This window comes from Hydrogenophaga sp., from assembly GCF_030158645.1.
Classification (GTDB): domain Bacteria; phylum Pseudomonadota; class Gammaproteobacteria; order Burkholderiales; family Burkholderiaceae_C; genus Hydrogenophaga.
In genome coordinates, this window is record NZ_JAOASO010000024.1 from 63,311 (window position 1) to 77,359 (window position 14,049).

Consider the following 14,049-nt stretch of genomic DNA (forward strand, 5'->3'; position numbering starts at 1 on the left):
CCATGCCCATCTATGCCTACAAGTGCGAGTCCTGCGGCCATGCCAAGGACGTGCTGCAGAAAATGTCCGACGACCCGCTCACCGTGTGTCCGTCGTGCGGCCAGGCCAGCTTCAAGAAGCAGCTGACCGCCGCCGGATTCCAGCTCAAGGGTTCGGGCTGGTACGTCACCGATTTCCGCGAGGGCAGCAAGCCCGCCACCACGCCGGCCACGGAGGGCGCTCCCGCCGCCGCTGCGCCGGCCAAACCGGCGGGTGATGCCGCCGCTGCACCGGCGCCCGCACCGGCTGCGGCCCCCGCCGCCGCCGCCGCGCCAGCGCCCGCCACCCCGACGACATCTTCGGGCTCCTGAGCCCTTTCTCATGCCGTCTTTGCGTAAATGGTTGTTCTCGGGCCTGCTGGTGCTGGTGCCCCTGATCATCACGCTCTGGGTGCTGGAGTGGGTGGTCAGCACGCTCGACCAGACCTTGCGCATCCTGCCCACCAGCTGGCAGCCCGACCAATTGCTCGGCATGCACATCCCCGGGCTGGGTGTGGTGTTCGCGCTGGTGGTCGTGCTCTCCATCGGGGCACTGGCCTCCAACATCATCGGCAACAAGCTGGTGAGCTGGTGGCACGCGCTGCTGCACCGCATCCCGGTGGTGCGATCGATCTACTCGGGCGTGAAGCAGGTGTCGGACACCCTGTTTTCGGAGAAGGGCAACGCGTTTCGCAAGGCCTTGCTGATCGAGTGGCCGCACGAAGGCATGTGGACCATCGGTTTCCTCACCGGCGCGCCCGCCGGTGACGTGTTGCGCCACCTGCAGGCCCAGCCGGGCCGCTCAGGCGAAGTTGACGAGTTTCACAGCGTTTACGTGCCCACCACCCCCAACCCCACCGGCGGCTACTTTGTGATGGTGCGCAAGAGCGCCTGCGTGGAGCTGCAGATGAGCGTGGACGAAGCGCTGACTTACATCGTGTCCATGGGCGTGATCGTGCCCGGTGGACCCAAGAATCCGCACCTCAAGGTGGGCGCCGACGGCGCCATCCAGAAGACCCCCTGATGTTCCCCCGCGGGCCCGGCCCGCGAACCTGTTGAAAGAAGAAGCGAAATGGCGATGCGTACCCACTATTGCGGTCTGGTGACCGAGGCCCAACTGGGCGAAACCGTGAAGCTCTGCGGCTGGGTGAACCGCCGCCGCGACCATGGCGGCGTGATCTTCATCGACCTGCGCGACCGCGAAGGGTATGTGCAGGTGGTTTGCGACCCCGACCGCGCCGAGATGTTCGGCACCGCCGAAAACGTGCGCAACGAGTTCTGTGTGCAGGTCACCGGCCTGGTGCGCGCACGCCCCGCCGGCACCACCAACGACAAGCTCAAGAGCGGCCAGATCGAGGTGCTGTGCCACGACCTGCAGGTGCTGAACCCGTCGGTCACGCCACCCTTCCAGCTGGACGACGACAACCTCTCCGAGACCACGCGCCTGACCCACCGCGTGCTGGATTTGCGCCGCCCCTACATGCAGAACAACCTGATGCTGCGCTACCGCGTGGCCATGGAAGTGCGCAAGTTCCTCGACGCCAACGGCTTCATCGACATCGAGACGCCCATGCTCACCAAGAGCACGCCCGAAGGCGCGCGCGACTACCTGGTGCCCAGCCGCGTGCACGACGGTCACTTCTTCGCGCTGCCGCAAAGCCCGCAGCTCTTCAAGCAGTTGCTCATGGTGGCCGGCTTCGACCGCTACTACCAGATCACCAAGTGCTTCCGCGACGAAGACCTGCGCGCCGACCGCCAGCCCGAGTTCACGCAGATCGATATCGAGACCTCGTTCCTGACCGAGGAAGACATCCGCGACATGTTCCAGGGCATGATCAAAACGGTTTTCCAGAACACACTCGGCGTGGACCTTGGCGAGTTCCCGGTCATGGCCTACAGCGAAGCCATGCACCGCTTCGGCTCCGACAAGCCCGACCTGCGCGTGTCGCTCGAATTCACCGAACTCACCGACGTGATGGGTGACGTGGACTTCAAGGTGTTCTCTGCGCCCGCCACCATGAAAGGTGGCCGCGTGGTCGCCCTGTGCGTGCGCGGCGGCGCCGACATGAGCCGCAGCGAGATCGACGCCTACACCGAGTTCGTCAAGATCTACGGCGCCAAGGGCCTGGCCTGGATCAAGGTCAACGACGTGACCAAGGGCCGCGACGGCCTGCAGAGCCCGATCGTGAAGAACCTGCACGACAAGGCGGTGGCCGACATCCTCGCGCGCACCCAGGCACAGAACGGCGACATCATCTTCTTCGGCGCCGACAAGGCCAAGGTGGTGAACGACGCCATCGGTGCGCTGCGCCTGAAGATCGGCCACAGCGAGCTGGGCAAGAAGAACGGCCTGTTCGAGAGCCGCTGGGCGCCGATGTGGGTGGTGGATTTCCCGATGTTCGAACACGACGAGGAAGCCGATCGCTGGACCGCCGTGCACCACCCCTTCACCGCGCCGAAAGACGGCCACGAAGACTGGATGGTCACCGCGCCCGAGAAGTGCATCGCCAAGGGCTACGACATGGTGCTCAACGGCTGGGAAATCGGTGGTGGCTCGGTGCGTATCCACACCGCCGCCGTGCAGCAGAAGGTGTTTGACGCCCTCAAGATCACGCCCGAGGAAGCCCAGGTCAAGTTCGGCTTCCTGCTGGATGCGCTGCAGTACGGCGCGCCGCCCCACGGTGGCCTGGCCTTCGGTCTGGACCGCATCGTCACGCTCATGACCGGCGCCGAGTCGATCCGCGACGTGATCGCCTTCCCCAAGACCCAGCGTGCACAGTGCCTGCTGACCCAGGCGCCCAGCCTGGTGGACGAGAAGCAGCTGCGCGAACTGCACATCCGCCTGCGCAACACGGAGCTGTCCAAATCCGCCTGATCGGTCGGGTCGGTCACACAGAAAGGGCGGCACAAGCCGTCCTTTTTTGTTGGTCCGCTGCGGGTTCCGCACCGCCGAGGTGCGGTAACGAAACGTAGGTCAAGGTACCGGTGAGGGTTTGTTAGGATGGCTTTTTGAAAGGAGCCTACCCATGAGCAAAAACGCCCAAGACACCCTGGCCAACAAAGAGAAACTGGTCGCCGATCTGCAGCGCGTCATCGCCGATGCCGAAGAGCTGATGGTGGCCACCGCCCACCAGACCGAAGGCAAGGTGGTGGAACTGCGCGAGCGCATCAACGAAAACCTGCGCCTGGCCCGCCACAAGCTGCTGGACGCGGAAGACGCGATCAAGGAAAAGACCCGCGAGATGGCGCGAGCCACCGACGACTACGTGCACGAGCACCCCTGGCGCGCGGTGGGCACCGCCGCCGGCATCGGTCTTGTGATCGGTCTGCTGATCAGCCGTCGTTGAACACCCGCGGCATGCCTGTGCCACCGACCCGCCTCTCGGCCTCGCTCAAGGGGCTGACCGCCACCGTGCTCGAGTTGCTCCAGCTGCGGCTGGAGCTGCTCAGCGTGGAGGCGCAAGAAGAGGTGATTCGCGTGGGCGGCCTGCTGGTCTATGGTGCGGTGGCCGTGGCCTTTCTCAGCCTGGGGCTGGGTTTTCTGGCCATGTTGATCACCGTCGCCTTGTGGGACACGCACCGCCTGTTGCCGCTCGCGGCGTTCGCTGGTGTGTTCATCGGTCTCGGTGGTGTCGCGGCCTGGCTGGCGCGTGAGCGCTTGCGCAGCGGCACCCGGCTGTTTTCGGCCACCGTTGAAGAGCTCAAGCAGGACCGCGAGGAGCTGCGCTCATGAGCACAGCAGAACCCGGCCGCGCCGAACAACTGGCCCGCCGGCGCCAGATGCTGGTGCTGCGGTCTGGTCAGCTCCGCGGCCAGGTGGTGGACCAACTGCAGGTGGTGCAGCCCGTCTGGTTGTGGGCAGACCGTCTACAGGATGCCTGGATCTGGTTGCGTGCCAACCCGCTGGTGGTGGCCGGCAGCGTTCTTGTCGTGGCGGTGTGGCGCCCGCGCCGCTCGCTGGGCCTGGCGCTGCGCCTGTGGTCGGGCTGGAAGCTGTTGCAGCGCGCCCGAACGGTGGGCAGCACCACCTCCCGCCTGTTCTGAGCCCCGCGTCCATGCCGCCGAAGATCCCGCAGTCGGTGCTGGTGGTGATCCACACACCTGCACTGGAGGTGTTGTTGATCGAGCGCGCCGATGCGCCGGGTTTCTGGCAGTCGGTGACCGGCTCCAAGGATACGCTGGATGAAGCCTTCGAACTCACCGCTGCGCGCGAGGTGGCCGAAGAAACCGGGCTCGATGTGCGAGCGCCTGGCCACACGCTCACCGACTGGGCGTTGGAAAACGTGTACGAGATCTACCCGCAGTGGCGCCACCGCTATGCCGAGGGCGTGACGCACAACACCGAGCACCTGTTCGGCCTGTGCATTCCCCGCGCCGTTCCGGTGTTGTTGAGCCCTCGCGAGCACCGCGATCAGGTCTGGTTGCCCTGGGCGCAGGCGGCCGAGCGCTGTTTCTCGCCGTCGAATGCCGAGGCGATTTCATGGCTGCCCAGAATGGCAGCGAGGTTGAACTGATTGACGCAGGGCGCGCGTGGGGTTGGTGGCATGATTTGCCCATGAGCATTCTTCGCGTCGCCACCTACAACATCCACAAAGGCGTCCAGGGCCTGGGCCCCGGGAGGCGGCTGGAGATCCACAACCTGGCGCATGCGGTGGAGCAGTTCGACGCCGACATTGTCTGCCTGCAAGAGGTGCGGCAACACAACCGCAAGCTGGAAAAACACTTCACGCGCTGGCCCGACCTCGACCAGGCCAGTTACCTCACCCCCGACGGCTACGAGGCCGTGTACCGCACCAACGCCACCACGCGCCACGGCGAGCACGGCAACGCCCTGCTGTCGCGCTGGCCGGTGATCGAGAGCAAACACTCCGACGTGTCCGACCACCGCTTCGAGCAGCGTGGCCTGTTGCACGTGCAGTTGTTGATCGACGGCATCGAGGTGCACGTGGTCGTGGTCCACCTCGGCCTGATCCACGCCAGCCGTTCGCGCCAGGTGCAGCGCCTGGGCGAGTACGTCGCCACCGGCGTGCCCGAAACCGCGCCGCTGATCGTGGCGGGTGATTTCAACGACTGGGGCGCTCAGCTGCTCAAACCCATGGCCGACCTGGGCCTGCGCACCTTCGAAGGCATCCGCCTGCCGACCTATCCCTCGCGCCTGCCGCTGCTGCACCTGGACCGCATCTTTGTGCGTGGACTGCGGCCCGTCTCTGCGCAAGTGCCGCACGGACGCGCCTGGGCGCGCATGTCGGACCACCTGCCGCTGATCGCCGAGCTGGAGCTGTGAAAGGCACGGGCCACCCGTTGCGACGCCCGCGCGCCGTGCACGGTGCCTTGCGAGGTGGTCATCAGTTGCTGCTGCTGCAGGGCGGTGCCGAGTTTTTTCCAGCCCTGGTGGACGCCATGGACGCCGCGCGCCGCGTGGTGCATCTGGAAACCTACATCTTCGAATTTGCCGGGTCTGCGCTGAGTGTGGCCGAGGCGCTGGAACGAGCGGCGCAGCGCGGCGTGGTGGTGCGGCTGGTGATCGACGGCGTGGGCACACCGGCCATTCCGCCAGCGTGGCGAGACCGCTTTGATGCCGCCGGCGTGCATTGGCACATCTACGCACCGCTGGGCCGCTTCGGCCTGCTGTTGCCCAGCCGCTGGCGACGCCTGCACCGCAAGCTCTGCGTCGTGGACGGCACGGTGGGGTTTTGTGGCGGCATCAACATCATCGACGACCAGGACGACGTGGCCCTGGGTCGGCTGGACGCACCGCGGTTGGACTTTTCGCTGCGCGTGGCCGGCCCGCTGGTTCACGACATGGGTGACACCATGGAGCAGCTGTGGTGGCGCCTGCAGGCCGCGCGCAGCGCCCGCCGGCGCGAGTTCAAGGCGGCGTGGGAGGCCTTGCGCGAGTCCCGCCCGGTGGGCGATTTCTCGCGCCTGTTGCAAAAGTTGGACACGGCCCGCAGCAGCGTGCAGGGCGCCGACAGCGACAGCACGTTCGGCGACAGCAGTGCCGTGCCCTTGGGCGTGGACAGCGCCCGCGCCACGCTGCTGCTGCGCGACAACGTCAGCCACCGCCACGACATCGAGCGCGCCTACCTCAAGGCCATCGGCGCGGCGCGGCGCGAGATCGTGATCGTCAACGCCTATTTCATTCCCGGGCGCAAGCTGCGCCGAGCGTTGATCCTGGCGGCTGCGCGGGGCGTGCGGGTGCGTCTGCTGTCGCAGGGCAAATACGAAAACTTCTTCCAGTACCGCGCCGCGCGCCCGGTGTACCAGCACCTGGTGAGCGCCGGCATCGAGATCCACGAGTACGCACCGAGCGCGCTGCACGCCAAGGTGGCGGTGGTGGACGAGCGCTGGGCCACGGTGGGTTCGACCAACCTCGATCCGCTGTCGCTGCTGCTGGCGCGTGAAGCCAACGTGATGACCACCGACCGGCGCTTTGCCGAGTTGCTGCGCAGCCACCTCGATGGCCTGGTGCAGACCGCCGGCGACATGGTCGATGTGCAGGCCCTGGGCAGCCGCCACTGGACGCAGCGGGTGCTCGACCGCATCGCGTTCGGCATCATGCGCGCCACGCTTTTTGTCACCGGTCACCGTTATTGATGACTGCCCCCACGCTCCACCGCTGCGCGGGTTGCTGCCCCCCGAGGGGGCTGATCCGCCTTGGGGCGGCCCGGCGGCGGATCCCCGCATGAACGACGACCTGATCGTCCAGCGCCCGCAAGGCCTGTACTGCCCGCCGGGGGACTTCTACATCGACCCCTGGCGCAAGGTCGAGCGTGCGGTGATCACCCATGCCCATGCCGACCACGCACGCCCCGGTCATGCGCACTACCTGGCCACCGCGGTGTCCGAAGGCCTGCTGCGTTCGCGCCTGGGGCAGGGCATCACCTTGCAGGGCCTGGCTTACGGCGAGGCGGTGGAGCACAACGGCGTGCGCATCTCGCTGCATCCCGCAGGCCACGTGCTGGGCTCGGCGCAGGTGCGGGTGGAACACGGCGGGCGGGTGTGGGTGGCCAGCGGCGACTACCGCACCACACCGGGCGGTGCCACGCCCGACCGCACCTGCACGCCGTTCGAACCAGTGCGCTGCGATGTCTTCATCACCGAGTCCACCTTCGGCCTGCCCGTCTACCGCTGGCGGCCCGACGCCGAGCTGTTCGGCCAGATCAACCAGTGGTGGGCCGACAACGCCGCGGCCGGGCGCGCCAGCGTGCTGGTGTGCTACAGCCTGGGCAAGGCCCAACGCATCCTGGGCGGGGTCGATGCGTCCATCGGCCCCATCGTCTGCCACGGCGCGGTCGAGCCGCTCAACCGTGCGTACCGCGCCGTGGGCGTGGCGTTGCCGGACACACTGATGGTGAGCGACGTGACCGACAAGGCCAGCCTGCAGCGCGCGCTGGTGCTCTGCCCGGGCAGCGCGCTGGGCACGCCGTGGATCAAACGCTTCGGCGATTTTTCCGACGCGTTCGCCAGCGGCTGGATGCAGGTGCGCGGCCAGCGCCGGCGCGGTGGCCATGACCGCGGCTTCGTGCTCAGCGACCACGCCGACTGGCCCGGGCTGCTGGGCGCCATCGGTGCCAGCGGCGCCGAGCGTGTGATCGTGACACACGGCAGCATTCCAGTGCTGGTGCGCTACCTGCAGGAGCAGGGACTGCAGGCCGAGGGCTTCGACACCGAGTACGGCGACGAGCACGAATCGCGGGCCGAGACCGCGCCGGCACCCATGGACCCACCGGCGCCATGAAGCGATTCGCCGATCTGTTCGCCGAACTCGATGCGACCACCTCGACGAGCGCCAAGGTCACGGCGCTGCAGCGCTACCTGGGCGCGGTGGACGACGCCGACGCCGCGTGGGCCGTTTACTTTCTGTCGGGCGGCAAACCGCGTCAGCTGATCAAGACCGCGCAGCTCCGTGCGCTGGCCGAAGAGGCGTCCGGCCTGCCCGCGTGGCTGTTCGACGCGAGCTACCAGGCCGTGGGCGACCTCGCCGAAACCATTGCGCTCGTGCTGCCGGCGCCCGAGAGCGCCGACGGTCTTGAGGCGAGCCTTTGCGACTGGATGGAGCAACGCCTGCTGCCCTTGCGCGGGCAGGGCGAGGATGCGGTGGCCGTGGCCCTGCGCGCCTGGTGGCGCGAGCTCGATGCCACCGGGCGCTTCCTGCTGGTCAAGCTGGTGGGCGGCGGCTTTCGCGTGGGCGTGAGCAAGCTGCTGGTGCAGCGCGCCATCGCCCAGCACGCGGGGTTGGACGCCAAGCAGGTGGCCGCGCGCATGATGGGCTTCACCGACGGCAAGCGACTGCCGACCGCCGCCCAGTACCGCTCGTTGCTCGCACCCGCCGAGGCGTCGGGCGCTGAACACACTGCACGAGAACCCAGCCAGCCTTACCCGTTTTTCCTCGCCAGCCCCCTGGGCTTTGAGCCCGGCGACGACCTGCTCGACCTGGAGGTGGCGAGCACCGACACCGCGCAGGCCATGCAGGCGCGCCTGGGCCCGGCCAGCGACTGGCTGGCCGAATGGAAGTTCGACGGCATCCGCGGCCAGATCGTCAAACGTGCCGGGCAGGTGTGGGTGTGGTCGCGCGGTGAAGAACTCATGAGCGACCGGTTTCCCGAGCTGCAGGCCCTGGCGCAGCGCTGGCCCGACGGCACCGTGGTCGACGGCGAGATCCTGGTCTGGCACGACGAGGACAGCGCCAGCGCCTTGCCCGGCAGTGACCGGCCCGGCCGACCCGCCCCGTTTGCGCTGTTGCAGCAACGCATTGGCCGCAAGACGCTCAACGCCAAGGTGCTGGCCGATGCACCGGTGAGCTTCATGGCCTACGACCTGCTGGAAGCGGACGCACAGGACTTGCGCGCGTGGCCTCAGACCGGGCGCCGCGATCGCCTGGAGGCCCTTGCAGCGGATGTGAACGTGGGAATCGGCCCACGCCTGTGGCTGTCGCCCTGCGTCGTCGGCAACGACTGGGCTGCGCTCGCCGAGCAGCGGTTGAAGGCGCGCGAACTCGGCGTCGAGGGCCTCATGCTCAAACACCGCCGCAGCACCTACGGCACCGGACGGCAGAAGCGCTGGGCCGGCCCGGGCAGCAGCACCGAAGACGGCGTGCTGGCCTGGTGGAAGTGGAAAATCGACCCGCTGGCGATCGACGGCGTGCTGATCTACGCCCAGGCCGGCCACGGCCGTCGCGCCTCTGTGTACACCGACTACACCTTCGCTGTGTGGAACCGCGCGCCGGCCAGCGCCCAAGAGGCCCAGGCGGTGGTGGATGCCATTGCCCGACGCGAACCGGCCGTGCCCGGTGCGCTGCAGCTGGTGGCCTTCACCAAGGCCTATTCCGGCCTCACCGACGCCGAGTTCAAGGCGGTGGACGCCGTGATCCGCCAGCACACGCTGGAGAAGTTCGGCCCGGTGCGCAGCGTGCGGCCCACGATGGTGTTCGAGCTCGCTTTCGAAGGCATCGCCCGCAGCACCCGGCACAAAAGCGGCGTGGCGCTGCGCTTTCCGCGCATGCAGCGCATCCGCCACGACAAACCCCTGCACGAGGCGAGCACCTTGCAGGATCTGGAACAACTGCTGGTGAAAACCCCAGCAAAAATCGGTCAAGACCATGGAGGCGGGTCCGCGTGAAGTCGGGTGATAGCATGCCGGATGCTCATGACATCCGACGCCCCCATGACCCCAGCCACCCCAGAAGACGACATCGGCACACCGGTGTCCGTCAAGATCCGCGAGCGCGTGAAAGCGGCTCGCCAGCGCTTTCATTCCAACGACAACATCGCCGAGTTCATCCAGCCGGGGGAACTTGAGCTGCTGCTCGACGAGGTGGCCGAGAAGATGAAGGGCGTGCTCGACAGCATGGTCATCGATCTCGACAACGACCACAACACCGGCGACACCGCGCGCCGCGTGGCCAAGATGTACATCAAGGAAGTGTTCAATGGGCGCTACGTGAAGGCGCCGAGCATCACCGAATTCCCGAACGCCGAGCACCTCAACGAACTGATGATCGTGGGGCCCATCACGGTGCGCAGCGCCTGCAGCCACCACTTCTGCCCCGTGATCGGCCGCATCTGGATCGGCGTCATGCCCAACGAACACACCAACGTGATCGGTCTGTCCAAATACGCACGGCTGGCCGAATGGATCATGGGTCGCCCGCAGATCCAGGAAGAGGCCGTGGTGCAACTCGCCGACCTGATCCAGGAAAAGACCCAGCCCGATGGCCTGGCGCTCGTGATGGAGGCCAGCCACTACTGCATGGCCTGGCGCGGTGTGAAGGACATGGACAGCAAGATGATCAACTCGGTCATGCGCGGCGTGTTCCTCAAAGACCCCAACCTGCGGCGCGAATTCCTGTCCCTCATTCCTCGCTGATCCCAACGCTCACTCACAAGAAGAACACCATGCTCGTCCGCCTCCTTTACGTCAGCCGCGCAGTCGACAAAGACTCTCCCCGCGTCATCGAGTCCATCCTCGAATCCGCTCGCTCGCACAACATGGGTTACGGCATCACCGGCGTGCTGTGCTACGGCGGCGGTGTGTTCCTGCAGGCCATCGAGGGCGGGCGCAGTGCGGTCAACAAGCTCTACAACCAGATCGTGGCCGACGAGCGCCATTCCGGTGTCGAGCTGCTGCACTACGAAGAAATCACCGAGCGCCGCTTTGGTGGCTGGACCATGGGCCAGGTCAACCTGTCCAAACTCAACACGTCGATCGTGCTGAAGTATTCCGAGAAGCCCGAGTTCGACCCCTACGCGGTGTCGGGCAAGGTCTCCCTGGCCCTCCTTGAAGAGCTGATGGCCACCGCGAGCATCATCGGAAGGGCTTGAGAGAGGGCAACAAGGGCCGGCGGAGCCGGACCCTTGTTGCCGCGTTCTGGCTTCTTCTGACGCTGCATGTCACTGACTGCCCTCGCCCTCATCGTTCTCGCGGGGCTGATTCACGCATGCTGGAACATCGCCGCCAAGAAGGCCGGCGGCGATGCGCGCTTCGCTTTCTTCAGCGCCTTTCTCATGATGCTGGTGTGGGCGCCACTCGGCTGGTGGGTGGGGCGCGATGTGGTGCCCGGCTGGGGCCGCGTGGAATGGTTGCTGGTGCTGGCCAGTGGCGTGCTGCACGTTTTCTACTACGTGATCCTGCTGCGCGGTTACCGCAAGTCCGACCTCACGGTGGTGTACCCGATGGCGCGCGGCACCGGGCCTTTGTTGTCGTCGCTGGTGGCCATCACGCTGCTGGGTGAACAGATCTCTGCGCTGGGTGCGGCGGGCATTGCGGGCGTGGTCGGCGGTGTGTTCCTCATTGCCGGTGGGCCTGGCCTGCTGCGCGCAGCGCACGACCCGGTGGCGCGCAAGCGGGTTCACAAGGGCATGGTCTATGGCGTGGTCACCGGTGTCTTCATCGCGTCCTACACCGTGGTCGACGGTTATGCGGTCAAGGTGGTGCTGATGTCCCCCATCCTGGTGGACTACATGGGCAACTTCGTGCGCGTGGCGCTGCTCGCGCCCAGCGTGCTGCGCGACCTGCCCACGGCCCGCCAGCTCTGGCACGCGCAGTGGCGCTACGCCTTGCTGGTGGCGGTGGTGAGCCCGGTGGCCTATGTGCTGGTGCTGTTTGCCATGCAGCAGGCGCCGTTGTCGCATGTGGCACCCGCGCGCGAGGTGTCGATGTTGTTTGCCGCGCTGATCGGTGGACAGTTGCTGGGCGAGGGCGACCGGCTTGCGCGCCTGTTCGGGGCCATGTTGATCGCCGCCGGCGTGATGGCGCTGGCGCTGGGATGATCGCGGCATGACCACTTCACCTGCGCGGGCCTTGTTGGGCTGCGATTTCACCAGCGCACCGAGCCGCCGCAAACCCATCACCCTGGCCGTGGGCCGCACCGACCGCCACCGAGTCGTCCTGAACGGCCTGGAGCGCTTCGAGACGCTGGACGGCTGGCTGGCGCGCATGACCGAGCCCGGCCACTGGGTGGGCGGTTTTGACCTGCCATTCGGCTTGCCGCGCGAGCTGGTCACCACGCTGCGCTGGCCCACCGACTGGTCTGCGTGCATGGCCCACTACGCCGGCCTCAGCCGAGAGGCCATCCGCGAAGCCTTCGCGGGTTTCTGCAACGCCCGTCCGGTGGGTGGCAAATTTGCCCACCGCGCCACCGACGGCCCGGCCGGCTCCAGCCCAAGCATGAAGTGGGTCAACCCGCCGGTGGCCTTCATGCTGCACGCGGGTGTGCCGCGCCTCATGGCCGCGGGCCTGACCCTGCCCGGCCTGCTGCCCGGTGATGGCTCGCGCGTGGGGCTGGAGGCTTACCCCGGCTTGCTGGCGCGCAGCGTGCTCGGCGCCACCTCGTACAAGAGCGACGACAAGGCCAAACAGACGCCCGATCGGCTGATCGCCCGCAAGACGCTGATCAACGCGCTGGAGAACGGCCAGGCACCGCTGTTGCAGGCCTGCGGTCTGCGTTTGAAGTTGACCCACGCGCAGCGAGACGCGCTGGCCGACGACGCCAGCGGCGACAGCCTCGATGCGGTGCTCTGCCTGCTGCAGGCGGCCTGGGCGCAGGTGCAGCACGAGGCCGGACACCCGCGCTGGGGCCTGCCCGAGTTCGACCCCCTCGAAGGCTGGATCGTGACCGCCTGAGCGCGCACGCTGCCTACAATCATTTTTTGTTTTTCCTCCACACCCCACGCCATGAACACCACCCCGACCGAACTTCCCGTGCTGCCCGAATTGCCGGCCGGTTTGCGCTTTGCCTTTGTGGAGGCCTCGTGGCACGCCGACATCGTTCACCAGGCCCGCGATGCGTTCTTCGAAGAAATGGCACGGGGCGGTGTCTCGGCCGATGCCATCGATGTGTTTGACGTGCCCGGTGCGTTCGAGATCCCGTTGCACGCCCAGCGCCTGGCACGCTCCGGCCGCTACGCCGCCGTGGTGGGCAGCGCGCTGGTGGTGGACGGCGGCACCTACCGCCACGACTTCGTGGCGCAAACCGTGGTGCAGGCCTTGATGGACGTGCAGCTCGACACCGGCGTGCCGGTGATCTCGGCCGTGCAGGCACCGCACCACTTTCACCAGCATGTGGAGCACCGCCGTTACTTCATGCGCCACTTCGCGGTGCAGGGCACCGAAGCCGCTCAGGCCTGCCTGCAGACCGTGGCCGGGCTGTTGCGCGTGCAGGCCATGCTGTCCTGAAACGCGGGTGGCGTGTAAGGCTTGCGGTCCTGGCCAGACGAACCGGGGTCACATCGAAGGAGACCACCCATGACAGCCTCCGCTCCCAGTGCCGCGCGTCGCCGCACCGCCCTGCTGCTCGCATCGCACGCACTGGTCTTGCTGGTGGGCTTTGGCGCCGGCATTTATGCGCTGCCCATCCTGACCGCGCCGCCCGGGCCCAGCACCGAGCAGGTGGCACAGGCTAAGGCCGGCGGTCTGTTCCGAGGCGAATTCCGCCGCGATCTGAAAGACAGCGACGCCCTGCACTGGGGCGAGGGCACGGTCACGGTGGGCGCGCAGCAGATTGCGTTCAAGGGGCGGCTCGCGCCCGGACCCGACTACAAGCTCTACCTCTCGCCCGAGTTCGTGGAGACCGAGGCCGACTTCGAGCGACTCAAGCCCTCCATGCAGCGCGTGGGCGACGTGAAAACCTTCGAGAACTTCATCGTGGCGCTACCCACAGGCACCGACCCCGCGCGCTACACCAGCGTCATCGTCTGGTGCGAAACCTTCGGCCAGTTCATCACCGCCGCGCGTTACCGCGATCCGGGCTGAGCCTCGTCGGCAATTGATGCATCATCGCTGCCTGCGCTGCGTCGCGGCCGCTTTGGCCCGATGACGGAAGTGCTGCTTCACGGAACGGAAACTCTCATGAACACAGCCAAATTGGTCGGCATCCTTCTCATTGCCGCAGGCGCCATCGGTCTGATCTACGGCAGCTTCAGCTACACCAAGGACACCTCGGCCGTGAAGCTGGGCCCGCTGGAGCTCACCGTGAAGGAAAAGGAAACCGTCAACGTGCCGGTGTGGGCCGGCGTGGGCGCCATCGTCATCG

18 protein-coding genes are annotated in these 14,049 nt (G+C 67.0%); all 18 read left to right on the forward strand.

What is annotated here, in order from left to right; translation table 11 throughout:
• Positions 1-2: 2 nt before the first annotated feature.
• Positions 3-350, forward strand: a complete 348-nt coding sequence (locus tag Q1W68_RS02295) for an FmdB family zinc ribbon protein (RefSeq protein ID WP_300649440.1) — start codon at positions 3-5, stop codon at positions 348-350.
• A gap of 10 nt (positions 351-360) precedes the next feature.
• Positions 361-1,041 (forward strand): DUF502 domain-containing protein, encoded by a 681-nt coding sequence (locus Q1W68_RS02300; protein WP_300649438.1) that lies wholly within the window; start codon positions 361-363, stop codon positions 1,039-1,041.
• A 48-nt stretch (positions 1,042-1,089) separates the two neighbouring features.
• On the forward strand, positions 1,090-2,892 hold the full coding sequence (gene aspS / locus Q1W68_RS02305) for an aspartate--tRNA ligase (protein WP_300715509.1): 1,803 nt from the start codon (positions 1,090-1,092) through the stop codon (positions 2,890-2,892).
• 151 nt (positions 2,893-3,043) lie between these two features.
• Positions 3,044-3,364, forward strand: coding sequence for a DUF883 family protein (locus Q1W68_RS02310; protein WP_056273030.1), 321 nt, complete (start codon positions 3,044-3,046; stop codon positions 3,362-3,364).
• A gap of 11 nt (positions 3,365-3,375) precedes the next feature.
• Positions 3,376-3,750 (forward strand): phage holin family protein, encoded by a 375-nt coding sequence (locus Q1W68_RS02315; RefSeq protein ID WP_300652746.1) that lies wholly within the window; start codon positions 3,376-3,378, stop codon positions 3,748-3,750.
• A complete protein-coding gene (locus Q1W68_RS02320) occupies positions 3,747-4,061 on the forward strand; it encodes a YqjK family protein (protein WP_300652744.1) in 315 nt (104 codons plus the stop codon). The genes Q1W68_RS02315 and Q1W68_RS02320 overlap by 4 nt, the downstream gene beginning before the upstream one ends.
• Positions 4,062-4,072: 11 nt before the next feature.
• Complete coding sequence (gene nudB / locus Q1W68_RS02325) at positions 4,073-4,531, forward strand: dihydroneopterin triphosphate diphosphatase (RefSeq protein WP_300652743.1); 459 nt, start codon at positions 4,073-4,075, stop codon at positions 4,529-4,531.
• Between the two features lie 41 nt (positions 4,532-4,572).
• Entirely contained in the window at positions 4,573-5,301 is a 729-nt protein-coding gene (locus Q1W68_RS02330) for an endonuclease/exonuclease/phosphatase family protein (protein ID WP_300652741.1), read from the forward strand.
• A 47-nt stretch (positions 5,302-5,348) separates the two neighbouring features.
• Positions 5,349-6,614 (forward strand): cardiolipin synthase ClsB, encoded by a 1,266-nt coding sequence (gene clsB, locus Q1W68_RS02335; protein WP_300652750.1) that lies wholly within the window; start codon positions 5,349-5,351, stop codon positions 6,612-6,614.
• Between the two features lie 88 nt (positions 6,615-6,702).
• The gene (locus tag Q1W68_RS02340; RefSeq protein WP_300660437.1) at positions 6,703-7,758 is read left to right on the forward strand and encodes a ligase-associated DNA damage response exonuclease; all 1,056 of its coding nucleotides are present in this window, start codon (positions 6,703-6,705) and stop codon (positions 7,756-7,758) included.
• Positions 7,755-9,638 carry an ATP-dependent DNA ligase gene (locus tag Q1W68_RS02345; protein ID WP_300652736.1) on the forward strand — a complete coding sequence of 628 codons (1,884 nt, stop codon included), beginning with the start codon at positions 7,755-7,757 and terminating at the stop codon, positions 9,636-9,638. Before Q1W68_RS02340 ends, Q1W68_RS02345 begins: the two co-directional genes overlap by 4 nt.
• 21 nt (positions 9,639-9,659) lie before the next feature.
• Positions 9,660-10,385: a GTP cyclohydrolase I gene (gene folE / locus Q1W68_RS02350; protein WP_300652734.1), complete on the forward strand. Its 726-nt coding sequence runs from the start codon at positions 9,660-9,662 to the stop codon at positions 10,383-10,385.
• 29 nt (positions 10,386-10,414) lie between these two features.
• Entirely contained in the window at positions 10,415-10,840 is a 426-nt protein-coding gene (locus Q1W68_RS02355; RefSeq protein WP_300715510.1) for a BLUF domain-containing protein, read from the forward strand.
• 66 nt (positions 10,841-10,906) lie between these two features.
• The gene (locus Q1W68_RS02360) at positions 10,907-11,788 is read left to right on the forward strand and encodes a DMT family transporter (protein ID WP_300715511.1); all 882 of its coding nucleotides are present in this window, start codon (positions 10,907-10,909) and stop codon (positions 11,786-11,788) included.
• Between the two features lie 7 nt (positions 11,789-11,795).
• The gene (locus Q1W68_RS02365; RefSeq protein ID WP_300652729.1) at positions 11,796-12,641 is read left to right on the forward strand and encodes a DUF429 domain-containing protein; all 846 of its coding nucleotides are present in this window, start codon (positions 11,796-11,798) and stop codon (positions 12,639-12,641) included.
• A gap of 51 nt (positions 12,642-12,692) precedes the next feature.
• A complete protein-coding gene (locus Q1W68_RS02370; RefSeq protein ID WP_300652727.1) occupies positions 12,693-13,193 on the forward strand; it encodes a 6,7-dimethyl-8-ribityllumazine synthase in 501 nt (166 codons plus the stop codon).
• A 69-nt stretch (positions 13,194-13,262) separates the two neighbouring features.
• Positions 13,263-13,769 (forward strand): DM13 domain-containing protein, encoded by a 507-nt coding sequence (locus Q1W68_RS02375; protein WP_300652726.1) that lies wholly within the window; start codon positions 13,263-13,265, stop codon positions 13,767-13,769.
• 96 nt (positions 13,770-13,865) lie between these two features.
• The coding region (locus tag Q1W68_RS02380) for a hypothetical protein (RefSeq protein WP_300715512.1) at positions 13,866-14,049 on the forward strand (184 nt) is incomplete at its 3' end.